Origin of the sequence: Paenibacillus apiarius (assembly GCF_017052585.1) — a bacterium.
Lineage (GTDB): Bacteria > Bacillota > Bacilli > Paenibacillales > Paenibacillaceae > Paenibacillus_B > Paenibacillus_B apiarius.
On the sequence record NZ_JAFFHZ010000001.1, the window covers coordinates 2,751,379 to 2,774,289 of the forward strand.

Sequence of the window (22,911 nt, forward strand, 5' to 3'; positions counted from 1 at the left end):
GAGTTGCAACAGGGCAATGTTGTGCGTCGTGGCTGACAACCATCCACCTATAGGCTGGCGGTTTTCCCGGAGTTGGGGGCCGCCGTCCCGGAATCGGATAGCGAACGCCACACAAGCACGGCGGCAACGCTCCACAGGAGGAGCGTGACGATGCCTGACTCGCCCGCGACATACGTCCAGCCAACCTGCTTGTGATAGAACAGCGCTTCGAACCAGCTGCGGCTATGGTTGATGGCCGTATGCATGATGACAGCGGGCCATAGGCTGCCGCTTTTGTGCCGGATCCAACCCATTACGACGGATAACGGAAATATCATCGCCGTGAACAGCGCAATCGTCACGAGCGGAAGTCCGTCCTCATTGTAACCGTTCAAGTAGAACGGGTAATGGAATACGGCCCATACGGCCGCTGTAATCATAATCGCCTTCTTCGCGCCCATGTCCCGAGTCAGTATTGGCTGCAAATAACCGCGCCAGCCGATCTCCTCGGCGAAGGAGAACAGGGTCATCATGATGAGCATGTTCGGGCTGAAAAAGCTGCGGGCAATGACTTGGAAGTAAGCGGACATGGTCATGCCATTGCTAAATTCATGGGCGTCCGGCAACGCTATGCAGCCAAGTCCCCATGCTGCGGCAAAACCTGCCATGACCGGAACGGCGGATAACAGGGCGATGATATACCAGCGCAGGCTGCCGAGCTTCGTCATGCCTGTTGACAACAGCGTCTCTTTCCGTCTTGGCCTGAACAGAAGCAACAGCAGCACCGCGATGAGCGGTGAGGCTTGGCTGACGCCGACAAGCTCGAACACGCCGCTCAAGTTGGCGGCCAAGGTCAAGCCAAGCACTAGCACACTGTATAAAATTGCTTCTTTTTTCCAATTCGAGTTAATGGTTGAATTCATGCAATATCGTTCCTTTCTTTGCCGATCACGCGGGATGTATCTTACATGCGGAGCTTCATCCATTTGTCAGCTTACACCGCAATTCTCAAGAATTTATAAAGTCGGCTCATTTGCTCCGCAGAAGAATATTGGATTACACTGAACAGAAGGAAAACGTTGGGCGGGGGAGACGGAGAACATGATGACAACGAGCATTTTGCTTGTCGATGATGAAGAAGAGATGACCGTGTTCATACGGGATGCGCTGGTGGATGAGGGCTATGCGGTACGGGCGGCTTATAACGCGGAGCAAGCGGACCGCCTCATTTCGGAGCGGATGCCGGATTTGATCGTGCTGGATGTGATGATGCCCGGCACGGACGGATTTCAATTTTGCAAGCAAGTGCGGGATCGCGTCGAGTGCCCGATTCTATTTGTTAGCGCCAGGGAAAGTGAAGCCGACCGGATCTACGGATTGGCTGCCGGGGGCGATGACTATATCGTCAAGCCGTTCAGCCTCCGGGAGCTGAAGGCGCGTATTGAAGCGCATCTAAGGCGGGAACGCCGCAGCACGCAGCGGCGGGACAGCGGGCTGCTCAAGTTCGGCTCTATGACGATTGATGTCAAGGGATATGAACTGCGCTGCAAGGGGCAACCCTTGCTGTTGACGAGCCGTGAGTTCGCCATCGTGGAGCTGCTTGCCTTGCATCCGGGACAGGTGTTCGCGCGCGAACACATTTATGAGCAGGTGTGGGGGCTGGATGCAGTGGGAGATGACGCTACCGTTACGGAGCACGTCAAAAATATCCGGGCCAAGATGGCCGCAGCAGATCCCGAATCGCGTTGGATCGAAACCGTATGGGGCGTTGGCTACAAATGGGGGGCTAGTTCGTGAAAGCTCGCTCTCTGAAACGCCAATTCATCATTTATTTCAGTCTGGTCGTCGGACTCAGCTTTATTTTGACCGCGGCCGTATGGGCAACAATCTTATGGTTGATGGTACAAGGACAAGCAGATTGGATTAGACCTGCCAATTATTATGAAAAAAAAGTGCCGCCCATCTGGCAAGTCGTGAAGGCGGAGGGGGACCGCCTGTTGCAAGAGGGCGGAGGAGCACCATTAGAACAGGTTATTGACAGCAACGGGATGTCCTACGCGATTGTGGATCAGTACGGATCGCCTGTGTATGGGACACTGGAAGGTCTGCAGCTTGACGGTGGCCACGAGTTGATTGCGCAGCTTAATTCTACCCAAATGATCGATTCCAGCCATGCGCGCTCCGTGATGCCAATCGTAAATACGGCAGGTGAATTGAAGGGGGCGGTCATTCTCTCGTATGTGCTTGCCGTAACCGCCGGAGACGAGCCAAAGAATCCATTTACAAGCCTATTGGTAACGCTTATTACGCTCTTGCCATTCCTGCTTGTTATCCTGTTTACTTGGTTGTTCGGCAGGAGATTCAGCCGCCAGCTGAGCCAGCCGATTCAAGCGTTGATCGAGGGAACGAAACGGGTGCAGCGGCGTGATTTGGACTTCAGCTTCTCTTATGAAGGCACGACCGAGATCGCCCAGCTGGTAAAGGCTTTCGACGAGATGAGGCGGGAACTGTCTTTATCGCTCCAGCGCGAATGGAGGCTTGAACAAGAGCGGCGTGATATGGTAGCCGCCTTGGCCCACGATTTGCGAACGCCGCTTGCCATTGTGCAGGGTCATGTAGAAGGATTGCTGGAGGGCGGGGCGGATCGCCCGGAGCGCTTGCAGCGCTATTTGGAGACGATTGATAAAAATACGAAGCGCGCTGCGCGGTTAGTGCAGGAGATGAATATGGTATCGGAAATGGAGACGCCGGAGTTCCGGCTGAACCGGCGCGCTGTGAACATCAGGGCGTTCATGGAGGACAAAGCATCTGATATCGAACGGCTGTGCGGGGAACGGGACATTCAATTCGTATACACTTTGGAAGACAAACGCGAAGAGCGGACTTCCGTGCTGTTCGATCCGGACAGGCTGTCGCAAATGCTGGATAACCTGTTTGCCAACAGCATGCGGTTCACCCCGGCAGGCGGAACCATATCGTGGAAGACCGAATTGACGGAATATAGTCTTATGATGAAAATTACGGATACCGGGCCGGGATTCCCTGAGCACGCGCTGGATACCGTGTTCGATAAATTTGTTCAGGGCGACACGTCGCGTTCGCGCCATAAAGGCCACGCGGGACTAGGCCTGTACATGGCAAAGCTGCTGACCGGGAAGCACGGCGGCGTTATCCAGGCTTCCAACCTTGACGAGGGCGGCGCTTGCGTGACGTTGACGCTCCCGGGGCAACAACGGGAGCGCCGTAACCCGTAAAGCGCAGCGCAGGCGTAGTGCGCAGGAAGTGCAATATGTTCTTCGAATAATCTATGTTTGACTGTGGAAATCCATATTATACTAGAGAAAGATCTGTGATTACGAAAGGAGCAACACCATATGACAGCAATTCGCATTGGTATCGTAGGTTATGGCAACCTTGGCAAAGGGGTCGAGAAATCGATTCGCCAAAATTCAGATATGGAGCTCGTCGCCATCTTTACGCGCCGCGATCCGCAATCCATTCAAGCGAACGTTCCGGTCGTGTCGCTGGACGAAGCCGAATCATACAAAGGCAAAGTCGATGTTATGATTCTGTGCGGCGGTTCGGCAACCGATCTGCCGGAGCAAGGGCCGCAGCTTGCCCGTATGTTCCATACCGTCGACAGCTTTGATACGCACGCCCGCATCCCGGAATATTTCGAATCCGTAAATTCGGTAGCGGCAGCGAACGGACACATCTCCGTCATTTCGACGGGTTGGGATCCGGGCTTGTTCTCGCTTAACCGTCTATTGTTCCAATCCATCTTGCCGGAGGGCAATGAATACACGTTCTGGGGCCGCGGCGTAAGCCAAGGGCACTCCGACGCTATCCGCCGGGTGGAAGGCGTCAAGAACGGCGTGCAATATACGATTCCATCGGAAGAGGCGGTGGCGCAAGTCCGCGCGGGGCAAAATCCGAAGCTGGCGACACGGGACAAGCACGTGCGCGAGTGCTTCGTCGTAGCTGAAGCAGGTGCGGACCAAGCGCGTATCGAAGCAGAAATTAAGTCCATGCCGAACTACTTCGCCGACTACGATACGATTGTACATTTCATCAGTGAGGAAGAGCTGAAGGCGAACCACTCCGCCATGCCTCACGGCGGCCTTGTATTCCGCAGCGGCGTCACGGGTGAAGGCACTTCGCAAATTATGGAGTTCGGACTGAACCTTGGCAGCAATCCGGAGTTTACCGCCAGCGTGCTCGTGGCTTACGCGCGTGCCGTCTACAAACTGGCTGCGCGCGGAGAATCCGGCGCGCGCACGGTATTCGACATTCCGTTCGGCCTGATGTCTCCTAAGTCACCGGAGCAATTGCGCAAGGAGCTTCTTTAATCTTATATATCAAGGATTTACAGCCCTGAATCGAATTTTGGTTTGGGGCTAACGCCATTATGCGGGCAAGTAAGGGATCACTTCATACGAAGGAAGGATCGGGAGGTCTCGGTCGGCATGCGCCCGTTCTGGCAATGACCTGCGGTTGTTCGGCGGAGCGGGATATGCACTCAATATCATAAAAAAAGTAAGCGGCCTAATCAGGGCCGCTTTTCTATGCCCAAAGCTTCACGAACGGATTGCTGCAGCAATTTTAAGAATATGACATGACATGAGGTCGCTGAATACTCAGCGGCTTTTTATTATGCAGCAGCGGATCGGCAGACGTCTACCGTTTTGGGCAAAGGATGGTGGGGGAAATGAAGTTGCTGGAATGGTTACCGGCTACAACGGTAGATCACATCTACCCGTTAGAAGAATACCTGGAATTGGTTCAGGATGAATGTTCACGAATGAAGGGAAGGAAGCATGGGTAGTGAGAGCCGCACATGTATGTGATTCCATCGAGTGTGACTTAGGACTGCAACGGCACCAGAAGGGCGAGGCGATAGAGTAAGTGTAAAACAGGTAGCCCACACTCTTCAAGATTCAGAATAAGAGCCTTGGGGAGCGGAGGGGGAGCCTTTTCTAATAGAGCGACTTCCCAAAAACTTTTTTTGGTCAATTAATAGCAGTAAATAGGAGGTGAGAGACGTGGCGAAAGCACCGACAAAGGGCACAGTTAAACGAGCAACGAGCGCTGACATGAAGGCGCTCGTCATCCATAAACCGCAATACAACAGGCTTTGTAGATTCAACCATCCGATCTACGATGAGATATTGTCTTATAGAATGTCATATTAACACGGAATATTGTCATCATTGTCTAGTACTATGCTGACGGCAATCCTCGTATGCTTATATAGCAATTCACTAAAACCAAAAACACAAGGTGAACTGCGGATTACAATACAAAAGGGTGGTTAATGTTTTGAAAAAGTTTTCACTAATGTTTCTCATTACTGTTATGTCTCTATCTTTGTTGTCTAGTTTTAATATTGGTTCTGTATCTGCTAAGGCCAGCTATGCGAGTACACTAGAAATGGTTAAATTGAGTCACTATTCTTATTTTAATCTTGAAACTGGTCGATTGGGTTCATATTTGAACAAACCCGGAAAAAAAACTTTGTTTAAAGAATTGAACTCCTTAAGTAAGAACTATAAAAAAGAAATCACCACATTCGACACAATGAGGGATTGGGTAGTAGTTGACAGGATGGGGGATAGCAATCTAGGGTTCTTTGGTATTGCATTTAAAAATCCCCGGGTTAATGAAATTGTCATCGCCTTCCGTGGTACGCATGACTTTTTAGACTTTAAACAGGATTTTGATTTAGCAATGAATCGAGCCAGTGCTAGGGAGCAGTTGGCTCCGGCACAAATCTTTGTAAAGGGAGTGGCAAATAATAACAGAGGCTATAAAATATCGCTTACAGGTCACTCATTAGGCGGTTGGATCGCTCAGTATATGGTCTATAGAATAAACGAATATGGAATTATTGACGACCGTATACTTAAAAATGCCGAGACATTTAACGCGCCTGGATATTGGAAACCTAGCAGAAGTGATAAAAAATATGCCAGTTTAATCCGCAATAATCAACATTGGAATAGAGTAACGACTAGATATAGCGACCCGATTAATTTTATTGTCAAAGGAGATCTAGTCAGTGACTTCCTGTTCGATGGGCACATAGGAAAGAAGAGAAAGCTATATGCATTAGGATATGATGGAGCTCATAGTATAAAAAGTTATTATGCACAACCGTATAAGGAAAACGGTAATTTACCAAAGTAATACGATGCTTTAACACCGTAGATAACCCAACGCCCACTAAAGTCATCATACGTCGGTGGGCGTTTTTTCATTTGGAACATGTTTCATATCATAAGACATCTACAATTGAATCGGTTTGTAAGTACCAAATAAATGGTAGTGCATACGCTCCGGTGCGGGCCGTAGCCGAGGCGGCAGGTGCAACCGTGAGATGGGATGGGAAGGAACGAAAGGCCGTCATTGACAAACATGCCTAATGACAATAGCATAATCTATGTCTTCCCCTTTGTGGGGATGTGGATTGAAATATATAGTATTTTATTAGGAGCCGCTATGGGGAAGCACCCCTGCGGCTCTTTTTACATTAATTAGACATCGATAAATCAGTGGTTTGGAGCGTAATTACGACATCCATATTACATCTGAATATAAATATATTTTCTATTAAAGGAAGGATTTAGTATTTATGTGTAGAACATATACATTAAAGGAGATGATATTTGTGTCAAAATTAATTAAAATCACTGCAATTATTTTGGGCGCATCTATGATCTTCATCAGTTTGCCTAGCCAAACAGAGGCTACAGTAGTAGCATGCTATCCAAAAGTTTTAGAGAAAACAGAAAAAGTCGGAGGAAAAACTAAGAAGTACTATAAGCAGATCTGCAGAGACAGAGATGGTAAGGTCACGGTTACAAGATGGTACGAAATAAAATAGTCATCATACAAATAGCCGTTGGGAAGGCATCCCACGGCTATTTACATAATAAAATCCACAAAGACAGGACTTCGTAGCATCCCTGCCTTTGTCCAGTTCCACGTTTAAACTGCTCTCGACGGACTAATTACCGCAACAGAGAATCACTGATATCTATCTACGCTTGAAGCCCATTGCCTAAAACAATTTAGTATTTCTTCTAAATTCATTGCCCCGCCAGCACCCTGAAATACTCCGTCCCTCACAATGCAGTAAAACCAATCTTGATCGTCTCTCTCATCTTCTATCGAATCAAAATGTTCATTCTCTAAATAAGTATCAGCCAAATTGATTTCAACAGACCAACCGGGATTATCAACAGTATCAATTTTCACACCATAGGAATGTTCCCAATCACCGTTACAGTTTTGATAATACCAGTTCTGAAGCCATTTTAAAGTCTCCAATGTCTTTACCTCCTCTTTGGAATTTCCTCTGGATATGCTGGCCTAACTCCTCCAGGGATCGACTTACCATTAACATGAGGTGTAGGTACATTTTGTTTTGTTATCTTATTAATGTGACTTTTTCCTATTCCATCATAACGTTGCACCTTATCAAATCCACTTGGATTCAATGGATTAGATTTATAGGTCTCATAATTAGTAACTGTCTGGGTTTTAGGATCTCTTTTTAGAACCGTATGATCTCCTGTGGCTTGTGGATCAGACTTCATGAAGTTTTTAGCTTTTCCGGTATTTTTCTGAACAACATTACCAATCCCCTTAGACGTCTGGCTATAGCCTCCACCTCCGCCTGTAGGTGCTCTCATCGGTACATTTCTTATTCCCCCGGCTCCACAATTATGTGTCCATATTTCCAACTCCGTTACGAAATAGTTATGTACTCCTTCGACACGGAAGTTATATACGGATGTCTTAACATTCTTGATTTTAATACGATCAATCGGATACAGTTTGCCTTCTGGATTCTGAAGCAGGTCTCCCACCTTCAAATACCGTGCTTCCAACCACCCTTGGCCGGGCACCCAGAACGGATGCTCTTCCGTTGTCGTTATCGTCATTCCTTTGACGGTAATCTGATACGTCTCAGCGGCCTGTCTCTGATATAACTCAATAACCGTATTATATCCTGTTTTTCCTGTTAGTTCATCCTTCGTTAGAACAAAATCACCAATGCGGATTTGTTCTATAGGCTTGAATCCTGTCTTCGTTTGTACCGGCGTGCCGGCAGAGAAGCAATGCAAATTGCAATTAGCGATGGATTGAGCAGAAGCAAGAGGAATACTGGTGAATGAAAGGATAAAAAATAACATCAAAGCAATTAATTTTTTCATGTTCTTCTCCTTCTCATAAAAGAAATTTAACCGGATACTGCGTTCATGATTAGTTACGGAATGTTGTCGTCCATGAACTTCATGTCCATGCTCCGGTTGAGATCAAGCAAACAGACAATAATCATTTCTTTCCCCCCTTATCGCGTCACACAGCAATAATTGTCTATATATGGGATGACGGATGGAATATGTCTTGTCAAAAAATGACGTTTTTGAGTATAACAAAAATGGTGATTTATGTATTTAAAGTTTTGTAATAATTACCTAAATGATGGATTTGCGAAGTAAACGAAAAAAGGTTGTCGAGGGACCGCTTATCAACGGCTACGTATTCGCGCCGGTTCGGACGGTCGGGGAAGCGCTCGGCGCTAAAATCGGATGGGACGGTAAGAACGCCAAATTCAATGGAAAGCCTGTGCCTAACTGTAGGTTTATTGACGGTTCGGCATATGCTCCGGTTCGTGCGCTAGCGGAAATGATCGATGCAATGGTTAAATGGAATGGGTCAGATAAGAAAGTCATCATAAAAAAGTAAATATTTTGCCCCGTAGTTAAAACTGCGGGGTGTATTTTCCAGAGTGGTCTTGTTTAATAAATTTCCTTATTGTAACAACTCAATTAGAGGTATTTAGTCCCAATTGTCGAAAGGTTATGTATCTATAACTTAAGACAAAAGGAGTAGAGTTGAAGTGAATCTCACTTATTTTATTGAATCTATGCCTAATATTGAGTCTAATAGTGATTTACGAGAACCACAAATATTGGCCTACCAAGCTATATACGATCATTTTGTTCATAAAAAAAATAGCGAGCATGCTGTAATTGTATTGCCAACAGGTGTCGGTAAAACTGGACTTATGGGCATAGCACCATTTGGTATTTCATTTGGGCGTGTTTTAATAATAACCCCCCAACTCGTTATTAAAGATGCAGTATTAGATTCTCTCGATCCTGAGCACCCACAAAACTTTTGGATTTCAAGAAAAATATTTACCAAATTTGAAGATTTACCATCAGTAATTGAATACGATTCTAAAACAAGTGATTGGGAATTACAGGAGTCTAATATTGTTGTGTTAAATATACATAAATTACAAGAGAGATTAGACAGTGCTTTGATAAAACGTGTTCCTACTAACTTTTTTGACATGATAATAGTTGATGAAGCTCATCATTCAACAGCTCCAACTTGGGAAACATCAATGAAGTACTTTTCTGAATCGAAAGTAGTGAAACTTACAGGAACCCCTACAAGAAGTGATGGTGATAAAATTGAGGGGGAATTTATATATAAATATCCACTTAGTCAAGCAATGGCGAGTGGATATGTAAAAAGTTTAGAAAGAATTCATTACGTTCCAGATCAATTGTTTTTAACCCTTAATAAAAACGATCAGACTCTGTACTCAATTGAACAAATTAGGAGTATGAATTTAAAAGATGAAGATTGGATTACTAAGTCGGTTGCGTTCTCTAGAGAATGTAGTTTAAAAGTTGTAGGGGAAAGTTTAAGACTCCTTGATGAGAAAAGAACGACCGGGTTACCACATAAGATAATTGCCGTAGCATGTAGTATTTGGCACGCAGAGCAATTACAGCAGTTGTATGAGGAGCAAGGAAAAAGTGTAGCGTTGGTTCACAGTAGATTAAAAAAGGATGATTTATCATCAAGGTTAAAGGCTATAGAAAATCATAAAGTCCAAGTGGTAATACATGTGGCGAAATTAGGCGAAGGATATGATCATAAATATTTATCTATTGCTGCAATTTTTAGGCCGTTTAGAAATACACTTCCCTACGAACAATTTATAGGCAGGGTTTTAAGGTCGATCGATACTGATGAAGCCTCAACTCCTGAAGATAATATTGCTTGTGTAGTCCACCACAAAGAATTGGGACTAGAAGAGCTATGGAAGTTTTACAAGGAAGAAAAAGAGAAAAGTGATGTTATAAAATATATTAATCGTGAAGAAGAATCATTGGAGAGAGTCTCCCAAAAAAGAATTGAAAAGACAACAGGATTAGTCTTAGAAGACGGCGAAGGTAAAACTGAAAGAGATACATTTATCGACACTCAACTGTTAGAGGAACGAAATGCAAGACAAAAAGCGGAGATTGAAAAGATAGAAAAATTGAAAGAACTTCTTCCTGATATCCCAGAAGAAGCACTGAAACAAATGATAAGACGTCAGGACGAAGGGAATCCTTCTTCAAAAATATTGCGTCCAGATAAATTTCTTTACAGAAAGAAAAGAAGTTTAGACGATCGGATAAAAAAAGAAATGGTACCGGAATTAATCTTAGAATATAATATCTCAAAAGAGGGAACTGATTTAAATTCCTCAAGAGTTTTTAAAGGGAAATATAGTTGGATCCCTAAACGGATCCCAAACAATGCAGGGATGCTCGCTGCATATATTGAGTTTCGAGTAAATGAACTGGTGGGCAATGATGATCGATCTACATGGAAACCGGAAGAGTATGAAGCTGCTTTACAACGTGCAGAGGAGATTTATTCATTACTGAAAAAAATTCTTGAATCAGAATTAAAATAAAGGAGTGTTATAGTTGAATCAGGAAATTAAGGCGCTTCATGATTTAGAATACGGTCATGTGTTAATGCCATCTGAACTTATAAATAACGCTAAGTTACCCAACTATGAATATGTAAAATTCTCTTCAAGCCCCAAAGGACTCGTTGCTGAGTGTATGTGTGTCCTCGAAGATGAAACAAGGGCTATCTTCAATTATTATTTTGATGATAAAGACAGACTAATGAAACTGACAGCGGTACAAGGAACAAATGTTGAAACGCTATTTGATAGAAAAGATGAAATATCTAAGTTACGAATGCAGTTGTGTTCTCTTGATAAAACACCACAAACAACTGGGTGATGGTGTATACTGGAAGTGAATCTGATGCTGAAGCAGATTCGGAATTCCAAAAAGAGCCGTTGGGAAAGTGATATGCTCCCCTTAAAGTCAATGTCATTAAGTTAACTACTTTAGAATCCCGATTGCCACAAGATTTATGGTAATTGGGATTTCTCTATTGATTAGGTAGACATAAAAAATACTTCACAAAAAGAAAAAAACACTTGACAAAGCTGGGGAATCGGCGTCCAATCCTTAAAGACACTTTTCAAGGAGGAACGCTGAATGAAAACGACGCTTAGACCTTCAAAAATCAAGGAAATTTTATCAAACAATATCAAATCAATGGCAGCTACACTGGATGACTATGTTAGGAGACCTGGTCACGACTTTTCAAGAAACCGAAAACTAACTTTCGAGACTATGCTTCAAATGCTAATCGGTATGGGAGGGAATAGCCTTTGTAAGGAACTCTACGAATGGTTTTCTTTTTCTAAAGATACAGCATCGGTTTCAGCCTTTGTCCAACAACGCGAAAAAATATTGCCAAGCGCTATAGAAACCTTATTCCACAGATTTGTTGCATCATGCGATGAAAGCGTGTTGTTTAATGGGTATCGCTTATTTGCAGTAGATGGTACTGACTTACGACTGCCTACAAATCCGAACGATTCAGAATCGTACATGAAAAATGAGAGCAATACTAAGGGGTATAATTTAGTCCATATTGACGCCATGTATGATTTGATGCGGCATGTTTATGTAGATGCGTCTGTCCAACGGAAAAAAGGGATGAACGAACACAAAGCCCTTGTCACTATGGTAGATCGATCTAATTATTCAGGAAAAGTCATAGTTATAGCAGACCGAGGCTATGAATCTTTTAATAATATAGCCCATTTTCAGGAAAAATCATGGAATTACATTATACGTTCAAAGGAGTCTTACGGAATCATTTCTAAGTTAGCTGTACCAGACCAGGCCGAGTTTGATATCCAAGTCACACTGTCGCTAACAAGACGACAAACTAAGCAAACCTTGTCCTTGTTGAAAAAAGACCCTGTCCGATATCGTTGGATACAGCCACATACAACATTTGATTATCTTTATCCAAAAGATGATCGCCTATACGATTTGTGCTTCAGAGTTGTCCGCTTTGCCATTTCTGATGTATCATATGAAACAGTTTTTACAAATTTAGATTCCGGGAATTTCCCGCCTGATACAATTAAAGAACTCTACAATAGGCGTTGGGGCATAGAGACCTCCTTCCGAGAACTCAAATATGCTGTAGGGCTAGTGAATCTACATAGTAAAAAGCCGAGTTCCATGCTACAAGAAGTATTTTCTCGTTTCATCCTTTACAACTTCTCTGCCTTAATTGCACATCAAGCTCAGATTCCCAATGAAGCAACCAAGCGAATCAACTTCTCGGCTGCGATGCTTATTTGTAGGCAATATTTTAGGGATAAACTCTCAGAAGATAGTCTTCTTGATCTGATTGCAAAACATCTATCTCTAATACGGAAAGGCAGAAAATTCCCACGATTCCAAAACCCAATATCTGCTGTTGGGTTTACCTGTAGGGTATCATAGACAACTCCAAGTTGAGAGTGACTACGTCACAGATGCAGGTAGTGCATCTGTATTTGTCATGCCAGAAATATAAAATTAGCGGACGACTAAGCTTATAGTCATTCACCAATTTTACATCCGCAGGTCATTACTCTATTAACTTAATGACATTGCCCTTAAAGTAGACAGGTGAAATAATAAAAACCTTCTACTATAAGGGGAGCTTTGTCATGAGAAGAGAATGGAGTGTGCAAGAGAAACTGGCGGTGTTACAGGAAATTGAAAATGGTGAAATGGGATTAGAGACCGCCGCCAAAAAGCACGGTATCGGAACAACTACATTGATTGAATGGCGAGATCGTTATGAACTATACGGATATGAAGGGTTGGAACATCAGACCCACAACAGAAGTTATTCTGCAGAGCTCAAGCTTCAAGCGGTCAAAGATTATCTATTTGAGGAATTATCACAAAGTCAAATTATCCGTAAGTACAAGATTGCCTCTCGAACCCAACTCCGTAATTGGATTAAGAAATATAATAGTCATAGCAGCTTAAAAACCTATGTAGGGGGAGCGAAAGCTATGGCTAAGGGGCGGTCTACAACCTGGCAAGAACGAGTGGATATTGTCCTTTATTGTCTTGCCCATGACCACGAGTACCAGAAGACAGCAAACCAATAAGTCTCTTACCAGCAAGTATACCAGTGGGTAAAGAAGTATGAAGCTGGTGGCAAGGATGCTTTGCGAGATGGACGAGGACGAAAGAAGGCATCAAAGGAGCTATCCGAAGTAGAGCGCCAAAAGCTGGCGATGAAGAAGTTGGAATATGAGAATGAACGGCTACGGGCGGAAAATATTTTCCTAAAAAAGTTACAAGAATTCCAAAGGAGGCGACGCTAAGCCAACACCGACAAGAGATGGTCTACCGTGCCATTGAAGCCATTCGACAAGCAGAATCATTAAGCGTGCAGTTGCTGTGTGAAATCGCAGGTATTTCACGGTCCAGCTATTACAAATGGTTGAACCGTAAACCCAGTTCCCGTGAAATGGAAAACCAACAACTCTCTGATGCCATGATCTCCCTCTATGAAAAGGTCGGCGGCATCTACGGTTATCGTCGGTTAACCCTTCATTTGTGTCGGGAAACAAAGCAAAGGATTAACCATAAACGCGTAACCGCCTGATGAAGCCTGGCAGGAATCCAATCACTCATTCATAGAAAGAGAAAAAAATATGCACAATCATTCCCACAGCAAGTGGCTGAGAATCTATTAAACCGTCAATTTCATGCTGATGCACCAAATGAAAAGTGGTTAACCGATGTAACAGAATTCAAATACAGAAGTGGCCAGAGGGCTTATTTAAGCGCCGTTTTGGATCTTTATGATAACACCGTTGTTTCCTATGTTCTCGGACAATCAAACAACAATCGTCTTGTATTTCAAACGCTACACATGGCCTTAAATCTGCTCCAGACAGTACACCTATGCTACATAGTGATCGTGGCTTTCAGTATACCTCTTTAAGCTTCAAGAAGTTATTAGATGCCAATAAATTAACCCAGAGCATGTCCCGGGTTGGCAGGTGTATTGATAATGGCCCAATGGAAGCATTCTGGGGAACTCTGAAATGGGGTGCAGTTCAACGCATCCCGCGGCTCTTGGTTTATTTTTTTATCTGATTCTGACTGCTAAAATAATTAGACAGACAAATCCTAAAAATATTGGTGCAGAAGCTAATCGATATTTAATCTTCATCTTGCAGTCTCAATCCTTTTACATAATCGGATTCATTTTTTTTATATTCTAGAATGTCCCCTGGTTGACACTCTAGAATTTCACATATCTTTTCTAAAGTCGAAAAGCGAACCGCCTTCGCTTTTCCATTTTTCAGGATGGACAGGTTCGCCATCGTAATTCCGACTTTCTCCGAAAGTTCGGTGACGCTCATTTTTCTTTTTGCCAACATAACATCAATATTAATGATTATCGCCATAAGAACACCTCAGACTGTCAAATCATTTTCTGATTTGATTTCAAGTGCATGTGTTAGCAGTTCTTGAAGAACAGCTGCAAAAATTGCTACTGTTGAAGCGGCAATAATAATGACTACTCCAACGATTGCGATTGAAGTATGCAGGACGAGCTGGAATCCAAGGAATGCGAAGCCTATGAGATATAAGATGGTTATCGTAGCCGCACAATGTTTGATATGCTTCAATGACTCTACAGCGAATTCAGAAAAAGCATTTTTCTGGTCGATATAATAGAGCAGCTTCAGAGCGTGATATAGAGCAATATAAAACGGTATCGCAGTAGTATATACAACGATGAGCACAGGATATATCAAATAGGCATAATCAGGGTTCAACGCTGCACGATTCGTAGCGAATCCTGGCAACCAGAATATACACAGAATAAGAGCCGTAATCCCAATAATGGCAATAGCCAGTTTAAGGATGGCTGTTTTTCTTCGCAGCATAAAGCACCTCACATTAAACTAATGACTATAGCATATCATTATATTTATCTTTTATAAATTTAATGTTTATTAGTAAATATATATTTTTAATCAGGTGCGTGAATCGGCTGCTTCTTTTCCTCGGAGCGCCCTTCTTTCACATGCTTTAACTGAGCGACGATCATGAAGGAAACGATGACAAGCAAAAACCACGAGCTGAATTTCCCCCACTGAACGAAATTCCAACCGTTTGCTTGATGCGGATAGCGCCAAGCGCCCAGAAACGTCCCGATATTTTCTGCTACCCAAATAAAAAAACCGATTAACGCAAACGACAGCACGAGCGGCATCCGCCGCGTCACGCCCAGAACCGTATACTCGACATATGTCCGAAAGAAGACAGCGAACAGCAGGATGGTCAACACCCAGCGCAAATCAAACATGAAGTGGTGGGTCATGAAATTGAGGTAAATCGCCGCGCCTAGCGGCACGGTACACCACGGCTTCGGATATCGGTGCAGCGTCACTTGCAGTCGGCGCCACGCCTGACATAAGTAACTTGCGACGCTCGCATACATGAATCCGCTATAGAGCGGCACGCCGAACACTTTTGACCATCCGTCGAGCGGGTACGTCCATGATCCCATTTGAACTTTGTAAATTTCGAGCACGAGCCCGATCAAGTGGAACACGCAAATTACCTTCAGCTCGTCGATCGTTTCTATCCCGGTTCGGATCATGATGATTTGCACCGAGATACAGACAAGCAGCATGAAATCGTAGCGGTGCATGTACGGAATGTCTACCACTCGCGTGAACGCGAGCGTCGCAAAAATAATGGCCGGGAACAGGCATGCCAGCGCCTGCTGCCAGCCAAACTGGACAAACGATTTGAGTTTAAAAGCCATTCTATAGTTCCTCCTGCGTTGGAATCTGTCTGACGGGACGTTGCGGCCTTCGAACAAGTTCCTTGATATAGCGGCCATGCAGCTAGACAGGTACTATCATAATCGGAGACATCCTTTTGGTCAATAAAAATTTATTGTTAAACGATAAATTTTTATTGTATTAATTTATGGGAATCGGATTGTATGGAGTGTTTACACTTGATATAGATAGAATTTCTACGCCACGAGAGACACAGTAGTAGTAAAACATCGATCAGTCAGATGACATGGCGATTTGGTGCTTTTTCTTTTTTTCAAAGAAAGGGTTTTACGAGAGGTTTGATGATGCCGTTGTGTTAACATCAGGCGAGAAGGAATCGTTTTGCGTCACTTAATAATCGCAGCGTTACATCGTCTAAGCTTATAGAACGCGCTTTCACAGCGAAAACATGTTCCGTTTACTTATAATTTTACTTGTTTTGGGTAAATTCCCTTATATCGAAAAATGTACGTCTGGACGAAATGACTTATGGAGCAGAATGTAGGAGCGGATTCACAGGATTGTCAGAGCACAAGGAAAGCCCATGAACCAAGGCGAATATGCCGAGATTCATGGGCTTAGGTTAGGAGGTTAGTACGGTTATCCCTACGTGAAATGCTTTAGCAAGTCAATCAATGGAGGAATAACTGCACCCAAGAATCCTAATACCGCGATGAAAATTGACATATCAATCACTCCTTGCTAGGTTTGCCAAGAAACTGTTATGTTTCTTGTACAAAATATATCGGCATGGAAACTCTGATCTTTTACGGTTTTATAAGGAAAATTACAAAAAAAAATCATTTTTTTAACAAAATAAAAAATAGATTATTTAGTTCAGGAAAGAATGGGAGAGATAAGACCCGGAGTGCCCAATCAAGTAACATAACTATATAATCGGTGTTCATGCTGCAAGCTGACGTCTGTCCAGAACAGATGTAAGCTTGTTTTTTGTCAGTCTGTAACAGGCGATACCTGCCTGCAGCAGAGAACGAATCGAAGGTTTTTACTGTCCCCAATGCTTCGCAATAAATTCATCCCGGCCTGACTTGGCGCGGTCTTCCTTGTAATGCTCCGGTTCCTTGCGGTAATAGTCTTGATGATAATCCTCTGCGGGATAGAACGGCTGGGCATCTGCAATCGGCGTGACGATGGGCTTGTCGAAGCTTCCGCTTGCAGCAAGCGCCGCCTTCGAGGCTTCGGCTTTGCGGCGCTGTTCCTCCGAATGAACGAAGATGGCCGTTGTATACGAATGACCCCGGTCTTGAAATTGACCTTCGGCGTCAGTAGGGTCAATCTGCGCCCAGAACAGCTCCAGCAGGCGTTCATATGCGATGACGGCAGGATCGAACGTAATCTGGACCGCTTCGATATGCCCTGTCGTTTGCGACTTCACTTGCTCATAGGTCGGGTTCGGAATGTTTCCTCCCGTATAGCCGGAGACGACGCTATGCACGCCGTCCCATTGATCGAACGGTTTGACCATGCACCAGAAGCAGCCGCCTGCGAATGTCGCCGTCTCTTTGCACGCCTCTGGAGCGGAAGCGCGTTTCTCCTCGCGAGAGTTCGCTGATTGTGGATAAGACATGTGTGAGTTCCTCCTTGCTTTGGAAGTATCAGTAGTTCCGTGGTTGCCAGTTGATGTAGATGTTTGGGAAGAAAGAGCGCGGCCCTCTTTCCTTGAGGAGAGAGCCGCGCTTCGTGTTAAATATTTGCTGTTTGAATCCCGGCTGTGCGGGTTAAAAATATCCGTTAATTCAATCCGTTACGCACGTTCCACAATCGTGTTGTATGTCGTGCGGTCTGTATGCTTCACGAGCTGAATAAGCAATTCCTTCGCCGCATCTATGTCGTCCGTATGAACGATGGAAGCCGGAGTATGAATATAGCGTCCGCAGACGCCAATAACGGTGGAAGGCACGCCTTTATTGCTCAAATGAACTTGTCCCGCATCGGTTCCCCCCGGGGATACGAAGTATTGATATGGAATCTTGTGCGTATCCGCAGTATCTTGGATAAACTCAACCAAGCCGCGATGCGTAATCATCGTCGGGTCGTAAATGCGGAGCAATGCGCCCTTGCCAAGGTGGCCGAACGAGTTCGGATCGCCCGTCATGTCGTTCGCCGCGCTGCAATCAAGCGCGTAGAAGATGTCGGGCTGAATCAGGTTCGCCGCCGTGCGCGCGCCGCGCAAGCCGACCTCTTCCTGTACGGTTGCGCCGGCGAACAAGATGTTCGGCAGCTTGGCCTGCTCCCGGTGAAGCTCCTTCATCAGTTCAATCGCAAGGCCGACGCCGTAGCGGTTGTCCCATGCCTTGGCCATGATTTTCTTCGGATTGAGCAGCGGGGTGAACGGGCAGACGGGAACGATTTGCTGGCCCGGACGGATGCCGGCTTTCTCTGCCTCTTCACGGCTGTCTGCGCCTACATCGATATACATATGCTTCGTGTCGACAGGCTTGTTCGCCGTTGCTTCATCGAGCAAATGCTTCGGAATGGAGCCGACGACACCCGGAATCGGGCCGTTCGGCGTAATGACTTCCACTTGCTGCGCGAGCACGACCTGTCCCCACCAGCCGCCAAGCGGCGTGAATTTCAGCATCCCGTTCGGCGTAATCTGTGTCGTCATGAAGCCGACTTCGTCCAAATGACCGGCCACCATGACGCGGGGACCTTGCTCATCGCCGCGCATGACGCCGAAGACGCTGCCGAGCGCATCATGTACGAATTCATCCGTATATTTGGATAATTCTTGCTTTACCAGTGCGCGAAGCTCTCGTTCAAAGCCCGGAGCGGAAGGGAATTCTGTTAAGGTGCGGAATAAATCTAACGTCTCTTGCTGCATCGAAATATGCTCCTTTCATAATAAACCAATCATTATGTAACTTAAGTATGAACCGTTCCAATTGCGGATGCAAGCTTTAGAAACGAGAAGTAAAAACCTGATTTTCATTTCATTTTATGGCGGTCAACATGAGCACACAAAAATAGGAGCTTAAAAAGGAGGATCTTTTTTGCATCATTCACTTATCTCTTTAGTCATCGTGCTCTTTGTAGCCTTCATCACGCCGATCGCGCTGCATCGGTTGAAGCTGACGCTCGTCCCGGTCGTCGTCGCGGAGATCGTGATGGGGCTTATTATCGGCAAAAGCGGATTCGATATTGTGCATCCGGACCAATGGCTGTCGATGCTCTCGACGCTCGGATTCATATTTCTGATGTTCTTGAGCGGATTGGAAATCGATTTTGCCGCTTTTGCGGGGAATAAGAAAAGAGAGCAGCTCGATAACGGGAACACGGCTCCGCACCCGCTTGCGGTATCCTTTCTCATCTTCGTATTCATTTTCATCCTGTCCCTCGTCCTGTCGTATTTGTTCGTATGGGCAGGCTTCATTAGCAACGTGTTCCTGATGACGCTTATCATTTCGACGATTTCGCTCGGGGTGGTCGTGCCGACATTGAAGGACGCGCATATCATGAAGACGAACATCGGACAGATTATTTTGCTTGTCGCCGTCATTGCCGACTTGGTGACGATGGTGCTGCTTGCCGTCTTCGGCGCTCTATATGGGGAAGGCGGACCCAATTCCTGGCTGCTGCTCCTATTATTCGGTGCGGGCGTGCTGTTGTTTTTCGTAGGAAAAAGGTTCAAAAACCGCTCGTTCCTGGAGTCAATGTCGACGGGAACCGTGCAAATCGGGATTCGTGCCGTCTTTACCTTGATGATGGTGCTGGTGGCCTTGTCGGAAACCGTCGGAGCGGAAAATATTCTCGGCGCATTCCTTGCCGGGGTGCTCGTGTCCCTGTTGTCGCCGAATCACGATCTAGTGCAGAAGCTCGACTCCTTCGGATACGGATTTTTCATTCCGATCTTTTTCGTTATGGTTGGTGTTGAAATGGATTTATGGGGGCTGTTCGGCGATTGGTCGATTTTCATCTTGATTCCGTTGTTGTTCGCGGCGCTTCTTATCTCCAAGGTCCTTCCGGCGGCATTGCTAAAGCGCTGGTACGACTTCAAGACGGCGTTGGCGGCTGGATTCCTCCTTACCTCGACGCTATCGCTTGTCATTGCGGCAGCCAAAATCGGGGAACGTCTGGACATAATTAACGGGCGCATGTCAGGCGCGCTGATTCTCGTCGCGGTCATTGCGAGCATCATATCGCCAATCGGATTCAAGAAGCTGTTCCCCGGAGTGCGGCAGGAGGAGGCGCGCAAGAAGATCGCGTTTGTCGGAGCGAATCAGATGACGCTCCTTGCCATGAGGGATTTGAATGCCAACCTGTATGAGGCGAGCTTGTACCGCACGGCGGAAGAGACGGAGGAACTGGCGGAAATGAATGAACATGCATCGTCGTTGGCATCCATTTCGAATATTTCCGGCTATACCCCGGAAGCGCTGGAACGAGCAGGCATGCTGGATGCCGATATCGTCGTCATGGCAACGGGGGAAGAACGGCGCAATGCCGAGCTGGCTGTCTGGGCACAGTCTGCGGGCGTGGAACGCATTATCGCAGCCGTCGCCTCACCAAAGCTTGAAGAATCGTTGCGCCACCGCGATATCGACGTATTCTCGGCGCTGTTCTCGGCGAAGACGCTGCTGCAGGCGCTCATTGAGTCGCCGGGCGTCATACGCATTTTGAGCAATCAGGAGACGTCGCTGTATCAGATAGATTTAAATAACCGCAAATACGACGGCATGCGCATTCGATCGTTTCCATTTACGGGTGACGTCATCTTTGTCCGCTTATTCCGCGATCAAGATTCTATCGTACCGCATGGGGATACGACGCTCAAGCTGGGCGACCGTCTAATTATGACCGGTTCGGTGGAGTATATGGAGGAATTGAAGCGCGAATTGGAATATTCAGTGTAGGGCAACCACGAATGAGGAGGCAGTGCCAACGCTGGCCGACTCTTAGACTCACTCTCCCGGCAGGTCAGGTAATGAGAGCGCCTGACTGAATGGGAGAGTGAGCGAAAGAGGCAATTAGGCCATTCCCGTTCCACTCTGGAATTTCACGGTTAGCTGCTCCTGCCCAACCGATAATACAAAAAGGCTGCCGACGTATAAGAGCATACGTCGGCAGCCTCTTTGTTTATGCAGATTATTTCTGCGCTGCAATAAAAGCATCGATATTGGACATGACGTCCTCGGTAACGCGCTGCAATCTTGCTTGGGCGTCCTCGCCGGATGTGCCCTTCACTGCGAAGTACATCTTAATTTTCGGCTCCGTTCCGGATGGGCGCAGACAGAACCAGCTTCCGTCCTCCAAGTGGAACTTGAGCACGTTCTCCTTCGGCAGATCATACAATCCTTGCGCGAAGTCTTCCGTGCGCACAATTCGGACGCCACCGGCCGTGCCAGGCGCTTGGCCCCGCCAATTTTCCATAATGCCGCCGATAACGGCCACGCCCTCTACACCTTTCAGCGTTCGTGTCTGCAGGCCTTCCAAGTAATACCCGTGCTCCGCGTACAATTGCTGCAGCACCTCGTACAGCGTCTTGCCATGAGCTTTGTAGTATGCGCCCGCCTCGCAAATAAGCATAGCGGCGATGACCGCGTCCTTGTCGCGGGCATAATTGCCAGCCAAGTAGCCGTAGCTTTCTTCGTAACCGAAGATGAACGTGTGCTCGCCGGTCTGATCGAACGCCGTCATTTTCTCTCCGATATATTTGAAGCCGGTCAGCGTATTAAATACGGTCATGCCGTGTGATTTCGCAATGGACGCGCCAAGCTCGCTCGTTACGATCGTTTTGATGACTGCGCCGTTCGCAGGCAGCGTTCCCTTCGCCTTCATTGCATCGAGCAAATAGTGCACCATAATGGCACCGGCTTGGTTCCCGGTCAGAACGACATACTCGCCATTCGCGTTCTTCACGACGGTCCCCATTCGGTCTGCATCCGGGTCCGTGCCCATAATGATGTCCGCATCCCAAGCCTTCGCTTGTTCAATTGCAATGGTGAACGCCTCGCGTTCTTCCGGATTCGGAGATTTCACGGTAGAGAAGTTCGGATCCGGCTTCTCCTGTTCCGGCACCACGCGCACCTGCTGGAACCCGATGCGCTCCAACACGCGCCGTACCGGCATGTTGCCTGTTCCGTGCAGCGGAGTATAGAGAACGCGGAATTGCTCGCTCGTCCTGCGCACCAGCTCTTCATTCTGGCTTACTTGCGCAACAGCCGATATGTACGCCGCATCCATATCTTCCCCCAGCCATACGAGCAAGCCCTGCGCCTCCGCTTCCTCACGGCTTAACTTGCGGATAGCTGCGAGCGAAGTCACGCCGCGAATCTCGGCAATGACGCGGGCAGCTGTCTCGGGCGTAATCTGCCCTCCGTCGTCGCCATACACTTTATAGCCGTTATATTCCGGCGGATTATGGCTGGCGGTAACGACAATGCCTGCGTTTGCCTTCAACTGGCGCACCGTGAACGACAGCTCCGGCGTCGGGCGCAAGCTCTCGAATACATACGCCTTGATGCCATTGCCGGCTAATACCAGAGCCGCCTCAAGCGCAAATTCAGGCGAGAAATGCCGGGAGTCATAAGCAATGGCGGCTGATGGGGAAACCGTTGTTTCCTTTAAATACTGGGCAAGTCCTTGCGTGGCTTTGCCGACCGTATAGACGTTCATGCGGTTGCTGCCCGCGCCGATTACGCCACGAAGACCCCCTGTGCCGAATTCCAAGTCTTTATAAAAGCGATCCGTAATTTCGCGTTGTTCGCCGGCGATGCCTTGCAGCTCCGCTTTTGTCGTCTCGTCGATATGAGGATCGTGTAACCACGCGTCATAATTTTGTTGCGCACGAAGTGCCGTATCCATTCGTTGATTGCCTCCTTCAAATCATCTTACCGTGCATTGATCTATTGTAC

General features: G+C 46.4%; 23 protein-coding genes and 1 pseudogene. 15 read left to right on the forward strand and 9 right to left on the reverse strand.

The features are described 5' to 3' along the window. Positions 1-47 precede the first annotated feature (47 nt). Complete coding sequence (locus JSQ80_RS12575; RefSeq protein WP_206095513.1) at positions 48-902, reverse strand: CPBP family intramembrane glutamic endopeptidase; 855 nt, start codon at positions 900-902, stop codon at positions 48-50. A 178-nt stretch (positions 903-1,080) separates the two neighbouring features. On the opposite strand from JSQ80_RS12575, the gene JSQ80_RS12580 reads away from it, so the two are divergent. The 6 genes from JSQ80_RS12580 (at position 1,081) to JSQ80_RS12605 (ending at position 6,862) form a co-directional block, all read left to right on the forward strand. Then, complete coding sequence (locus JSQ80_RS12580; protein WP_240463642.1) at positions 1,081-1,776, forward strand: response regulator transcription factor; 696 nt, start codon at positions 1,081-1,083, stop codon at positions 1,774-1,776. Beyond that, on the forward strand, positions 1,773-3,233 hold the full coding sequence (locus JSQ80_RS12585; protein WP_206095514.1) for an ATP-binding protein: 1,461 nt from the start codon (positions 1,773-1,775) through the stop codon (positions 3,231-3,233). The genes JSQ80_RS12580 and JSQ80_RS12585 overlap by 4 nt, the downstream gene beginning before the upstream one ends. Before the next feature lie 120 nt (positions 3,234-3,353). After that, on the forward strand, positions 3,354-4,328 hold the full coding sequence (locus tag JSQ80_RS12590) for a diaminopimelate dehydrogenase (protein ID WP_206095515.1): 975 nt from the start codon (positions 3,354-3,356) through the stop codon (positions 4,326-4,328). A 970-nt stretch (positions 4,329-5,298) separates the two neighbouring features. Beyond that, the gene (locus tag JSQ80_RS12595; RefSeq protein ID WP_206095516.1) at positions 5,299-6,165 is read left to right on the forward strand and encodes an Mbeg1-like protein; all 867 of its coding nucleotides are present in this window, start codon (positions 5,299-5,301) and stop codon (positions 6,163-6,165) included. 71 nt (positions 6,166-6,236) lie between these two features. Next, entirely contained in the window at positions 6,237-6,401 is a 165-nt protein-coding gene (locus JSQ80_RS12600) for a stalk domain-containing protein (RefSeq protein WP_240463643.1), read from the forward strand. Between the two features lie 245 nt (positions 6,402-6,646). Next, complete coding sequence (locus JSQ80_RS12605) at positions 6,647-6,862, forward strand: hypothetical protein (RefSeq protein WP_206095517.1); 216 nt, start codon at positions 6,647-6,649, stop codon at positions 6,860-6,862. Between the two features lie 143 nt (positions 6,863-7,005). Here JSQ80_RS12605 and JSQ80_RS12610 read toward each other — a convergent pair whose 3' ends face one another. Both JSQ80_RS12610 and JSQ80_RS12615 read right to left on the reverse strand, forming a co-directional pair. Beyond that, entirely contained in the window at positions 7,006-7,308 is a 303-nt protein-coding gene (locus JSQ80_RS12610) for an immunity 53 family protein (protein WP_087431812.1), read from the reverse strand. A 5-nt stretch (positions 7,309-7,313) separates the two neighbouring features. Continuing rightward, positions 7,314-8,198 carry a polymorphic toxin-type HINT domain-containing protein gene (locus JSQ80_RS12615; RefSeq protein WP_206095518.1) on the reverse strand — a complete coding sequence of 295 codons (885 nt, stop codon included), beginning with the start codon at positions 8,196-8,198 and terminating at the stop codon, positions 7,314-7,316. Positions 8,199-8,475: 277 nt separating this feature from the next. Here JSQ80_RS12615 and JSQ80_RS12620 point away from each other — a divergent pair, with 277 nt between their 5' ends. The 8 genes and pseudogenes from JSQ80_RS12620 (at position 8,476) to JSQ80_RS30015 (ending at position 14,175) form a co-directional block, all read left to right on the forward strand. Further along, the gene (locus tag JSQ80_RS12620; RefSeq protein ID WP_206095519.1) at positions 8,476-8,733 is read left to right on the forward strand and encodes a copper amine oxidase N-terminal domain-containing protein; all 258 of its coding nucleotides are present in this window, start codon (positions 8,476-8,478) and stop codon (positions 8,731-8,733) included. A 154-nt stretch (positions 8,734-8,887) separates the two neighbouring features. Next, positions 8,888-10,753, forward strand: coding sequence for a DEAD/DEAH box helicase family protein (locus JSQ80_RS12625; protein ID WP_206095520.1), 1,866 nt, complete (start codon positions 8,888-8,890; stop codon positions 10,751-10,753). A gap of 13 nt (positions 10,754-10,766) precedes the next feature. After that, complete coding sequence (locus tag JSQ80_RS12630; protein ID WP_206095521.1) at positions 10,767-11,093, forward strand: hypothetical protein; 327 nt, start codon at positions 10,767-10,769, stop codon at positions 11,091-11,093. Positions 11,094-11,357: 264 nt separating this feature from the next. Next, the gene (locus JSQ80_RS12635; protein ID WP_206094201.1) at positions 11,358-12,668 is read left to right on the forward strand and encodes an IS4 family transposase; all 1,311 of its coding nucleotides are present in this window, start codon (positions 11,358-11,360) and stop codon (positions 12,666-12,668) included. 209 nt (positions 12,669-12,877) lie between these two features. Next, positions 12,878-13,330, forward strand: coding sequence for a helix-turn-helix domain-containing protein (locus JSQ80_RS12640; protein ID WP_206095522.1), 453 nt, complete (start codon positions 12,878-12,880; stop codon positions 13,328-13,330). 12 nt (positions 13,331-13,342) lie between these two features. After that, positions 13,343-13,549, forward strand: a pseudogene (locus tag JSQ80_RS30005) (helix-turn-helix domain-containing protein); the annotation flags it as partial. Between the two features lie 146 nt (positions 13,550-13,695). Continuing rightward, positions 13,696-13,833 (forward strand): IS3 family transposase, encoded by a 138-nt coding sequence (locus JSQ80_RS30010; RefSeq protein WP_418888902.1) that lies wholly within the window; start codon positions 13,696-13,698, stop codon positions 13,831-13,833. 72 nt (positions 13,834-13,905) lie between these two features. Next, entirely contained in the window at positions 13,906-14,175 is a 270-nt protein-coding gene (locus tag JSQ80_RS30015; protein WP_206095524.1) for a DDE-type integrase/transposase/recombinase, read from the forward strand. Between the two features lie 220 nt (positions 14,176-14,395). Here JSQ80_RS30015 and JSQ80_RS12665 read toward each other — a convergent pair whose 3' ends face one another. From JSQ80_RS12665 to JSQ80_RS12685, 5 genes are all read right to left on the reverse strand, one after another. Further along, positions 14,396-14,644: a helix-turn-helix domain-containing protein gene (locus tag JSQ80_RS12665; RefSeq protein WP_087431807.1), complete on the reverse strand. Its 249-nt coding sequence runs from the start codon at positions 14,642-14,644 to the stop codon at positions 14,396-14,398. Positions 14,645-14,653: 9 nt separating this feature from the next. Further along, positions 14,654-15,130, reverse strand: coding sequence for a DUF2975 domain-containing protein (locus JSQ80_RS12670; protein WP_206095526.1), 477 nt, complete (start codon positions 15,128-15,130; stop codon positions 14,654-14,656). Positions 15,131-15,216: 86 nt separating this feature from the next. Further along, positions 15,217-16,017, reverse strand: coding sequence for a DUF817 domain-containing protein (locus tag JSQ80_RS12675; RefSeq protein WP_206095527.1), 801 nt, complete (start codon positions 16,015-16,017; stop codon positions 15,217-15,219). A gap of 1,025 nt (positions 16,018-17,042) precedes the next feature. Next, positions 17,043-17,624, reverse strand: a complete 582-nt coding sequence (gene msrA / locus JSQ80_RS12680) for a peptide-methionine (S)-S-oxide reductase MsrA (protein ID WP_206095528.1) — start codon at positions 17,622-17,624, stop codon at positions 17,043-17,045. A 177-nt stretch (positions 17,625-17,801) separates the two neighbouring features. Next, entirely contained in the window at positions 17,802-18,881 is a 1,080-nt protein-coding gene (locus JSQ80_RS12685; RefSeq protein WP_087431803.1) for a M42 family metallopeptidase, read from the reverse strand. Positions 18,882-19,050: 169 nt separating this feature from the next. Here JSQ80_RS12685 and JSQ80_RS12690 point away from each other — a divergent pair, with 169 nt between their 5' ends. Then, positions 19,051-20,910, forward strand: coding sequence for a cation:proton antiporter domain-containing protein (locus tag JSQ80_RS12690; RefSeq protein WP_206095529.1), 1,860 nt, complete (start codon positions 19,051-19,053; stop codon positions 20,908-20,910). A 232-nt stretch (positions 20,911-21,142) separates the two neighbouring features. Here the strand turns inward: JSQ80_RS12690 and JSQ80_RS12695 are convergent, their stop codons facing one another. Then, positions 21,143-22,861 (reverse strand): phospho-sugar mutase, encoded by a 1,719-nt coding sequence (locus JSQ80_RS12695; RefSeq protein ID WP_206095530.1) that lies wholly within the window; start codon positions 22,859-22,861, stop codon positions 21,143-21,145. Positions 22,862-22,911: the final 50 nt, after the last annotated feature.

Coding starts and splice junctions, on each gene's coding strand:
- JSQ80_RS12670 (WP_206095526.1), bottom strand. CDS start 15,130: ATGCTGCGAAGAAAAACAGCCATCCTTAAACTGGCTATTGCCATTATT.
- JSQ80_RS12635 (WP_206094201.1), top strand. CDS start 11,358: ATGAAAACGACGCTTAGACCTTCAAAAATCAAGGAAATTTTATCAAAC.
- JSQ80_RS12675 (WP_206095527.1), bottom strand. CDS start 16,017: ATGGCTTTTAAACTCAAATCGTTTGTCCAGTTTGGCTGGCAGCAGGCG.
- JSQ80_RS12575 (WP_206095513.1), bottom strand. CDS start 902: ATGAATTCAACCATTAACTCGAATTGGAAAAAAGAAGCAATTTTATAC.
- JSQ80_RS12685 (WP_087431803.1), bottom strand. CDS start 18,881: ATGCAGCAAGAGACGTTAGATTTATTCCGCACCTTAACAGAATTCCCT.
- JSQ80_RS12615 (WP_206095518.1), bottom strand. CDS start 8,198: ATGAAAAAATTAATTGCTTTGATGTTATTTTTTATCCTTTCATTCACC.
- JSQ80_RS12665 (WP_087431807.1), bottom strand. CDS start 14,644: ATGGCGATAATCATTAATATTGATGTTATGTTGGCAAAAAGAAAAATG.
- JSQ80_RS12580 (WP_240463642.1), top strand. CDS start 1,081: ATGATGACAACGAGCATTTTGCTTGTCGATGATGAAGAAGAGATGACC.
- JSQ80_RS12590 (WP_206095515.1), top strand. CDS start 3,354: ATGACAGCAATTCGCATTGGTATCGTAGGTTATGGCAACCTTGGCAAA.
- JSQ80_RS12640 (WP_206095522.1), top strand. CDS start 12,878: ATGAGAAGAGAATGGAGTGTGCAAGAGAAACTGGCGGTGTTACAGGAA.
- JSQ80_RS12695 (WP_206095530.1), bottom strand. CDS start 22,861: ATGGATACGGCACTTCGTGCGCAACAAAATTATGACGCGTGGTTACAC.
- msrA (WP_206095528.1), bottom strand. CDS start 17,624: ATGTCTTATCCACAATCAGCGAACTCTCGCGAGGAGAAACGCGCTTCC.
- JSQ80_RS30010 (WP_418888902.1), top strand. CDS start 13,696: ATGGAAAACCAACAACTCTCTGATGCCATGATCTCCCTCTATGAAAAG.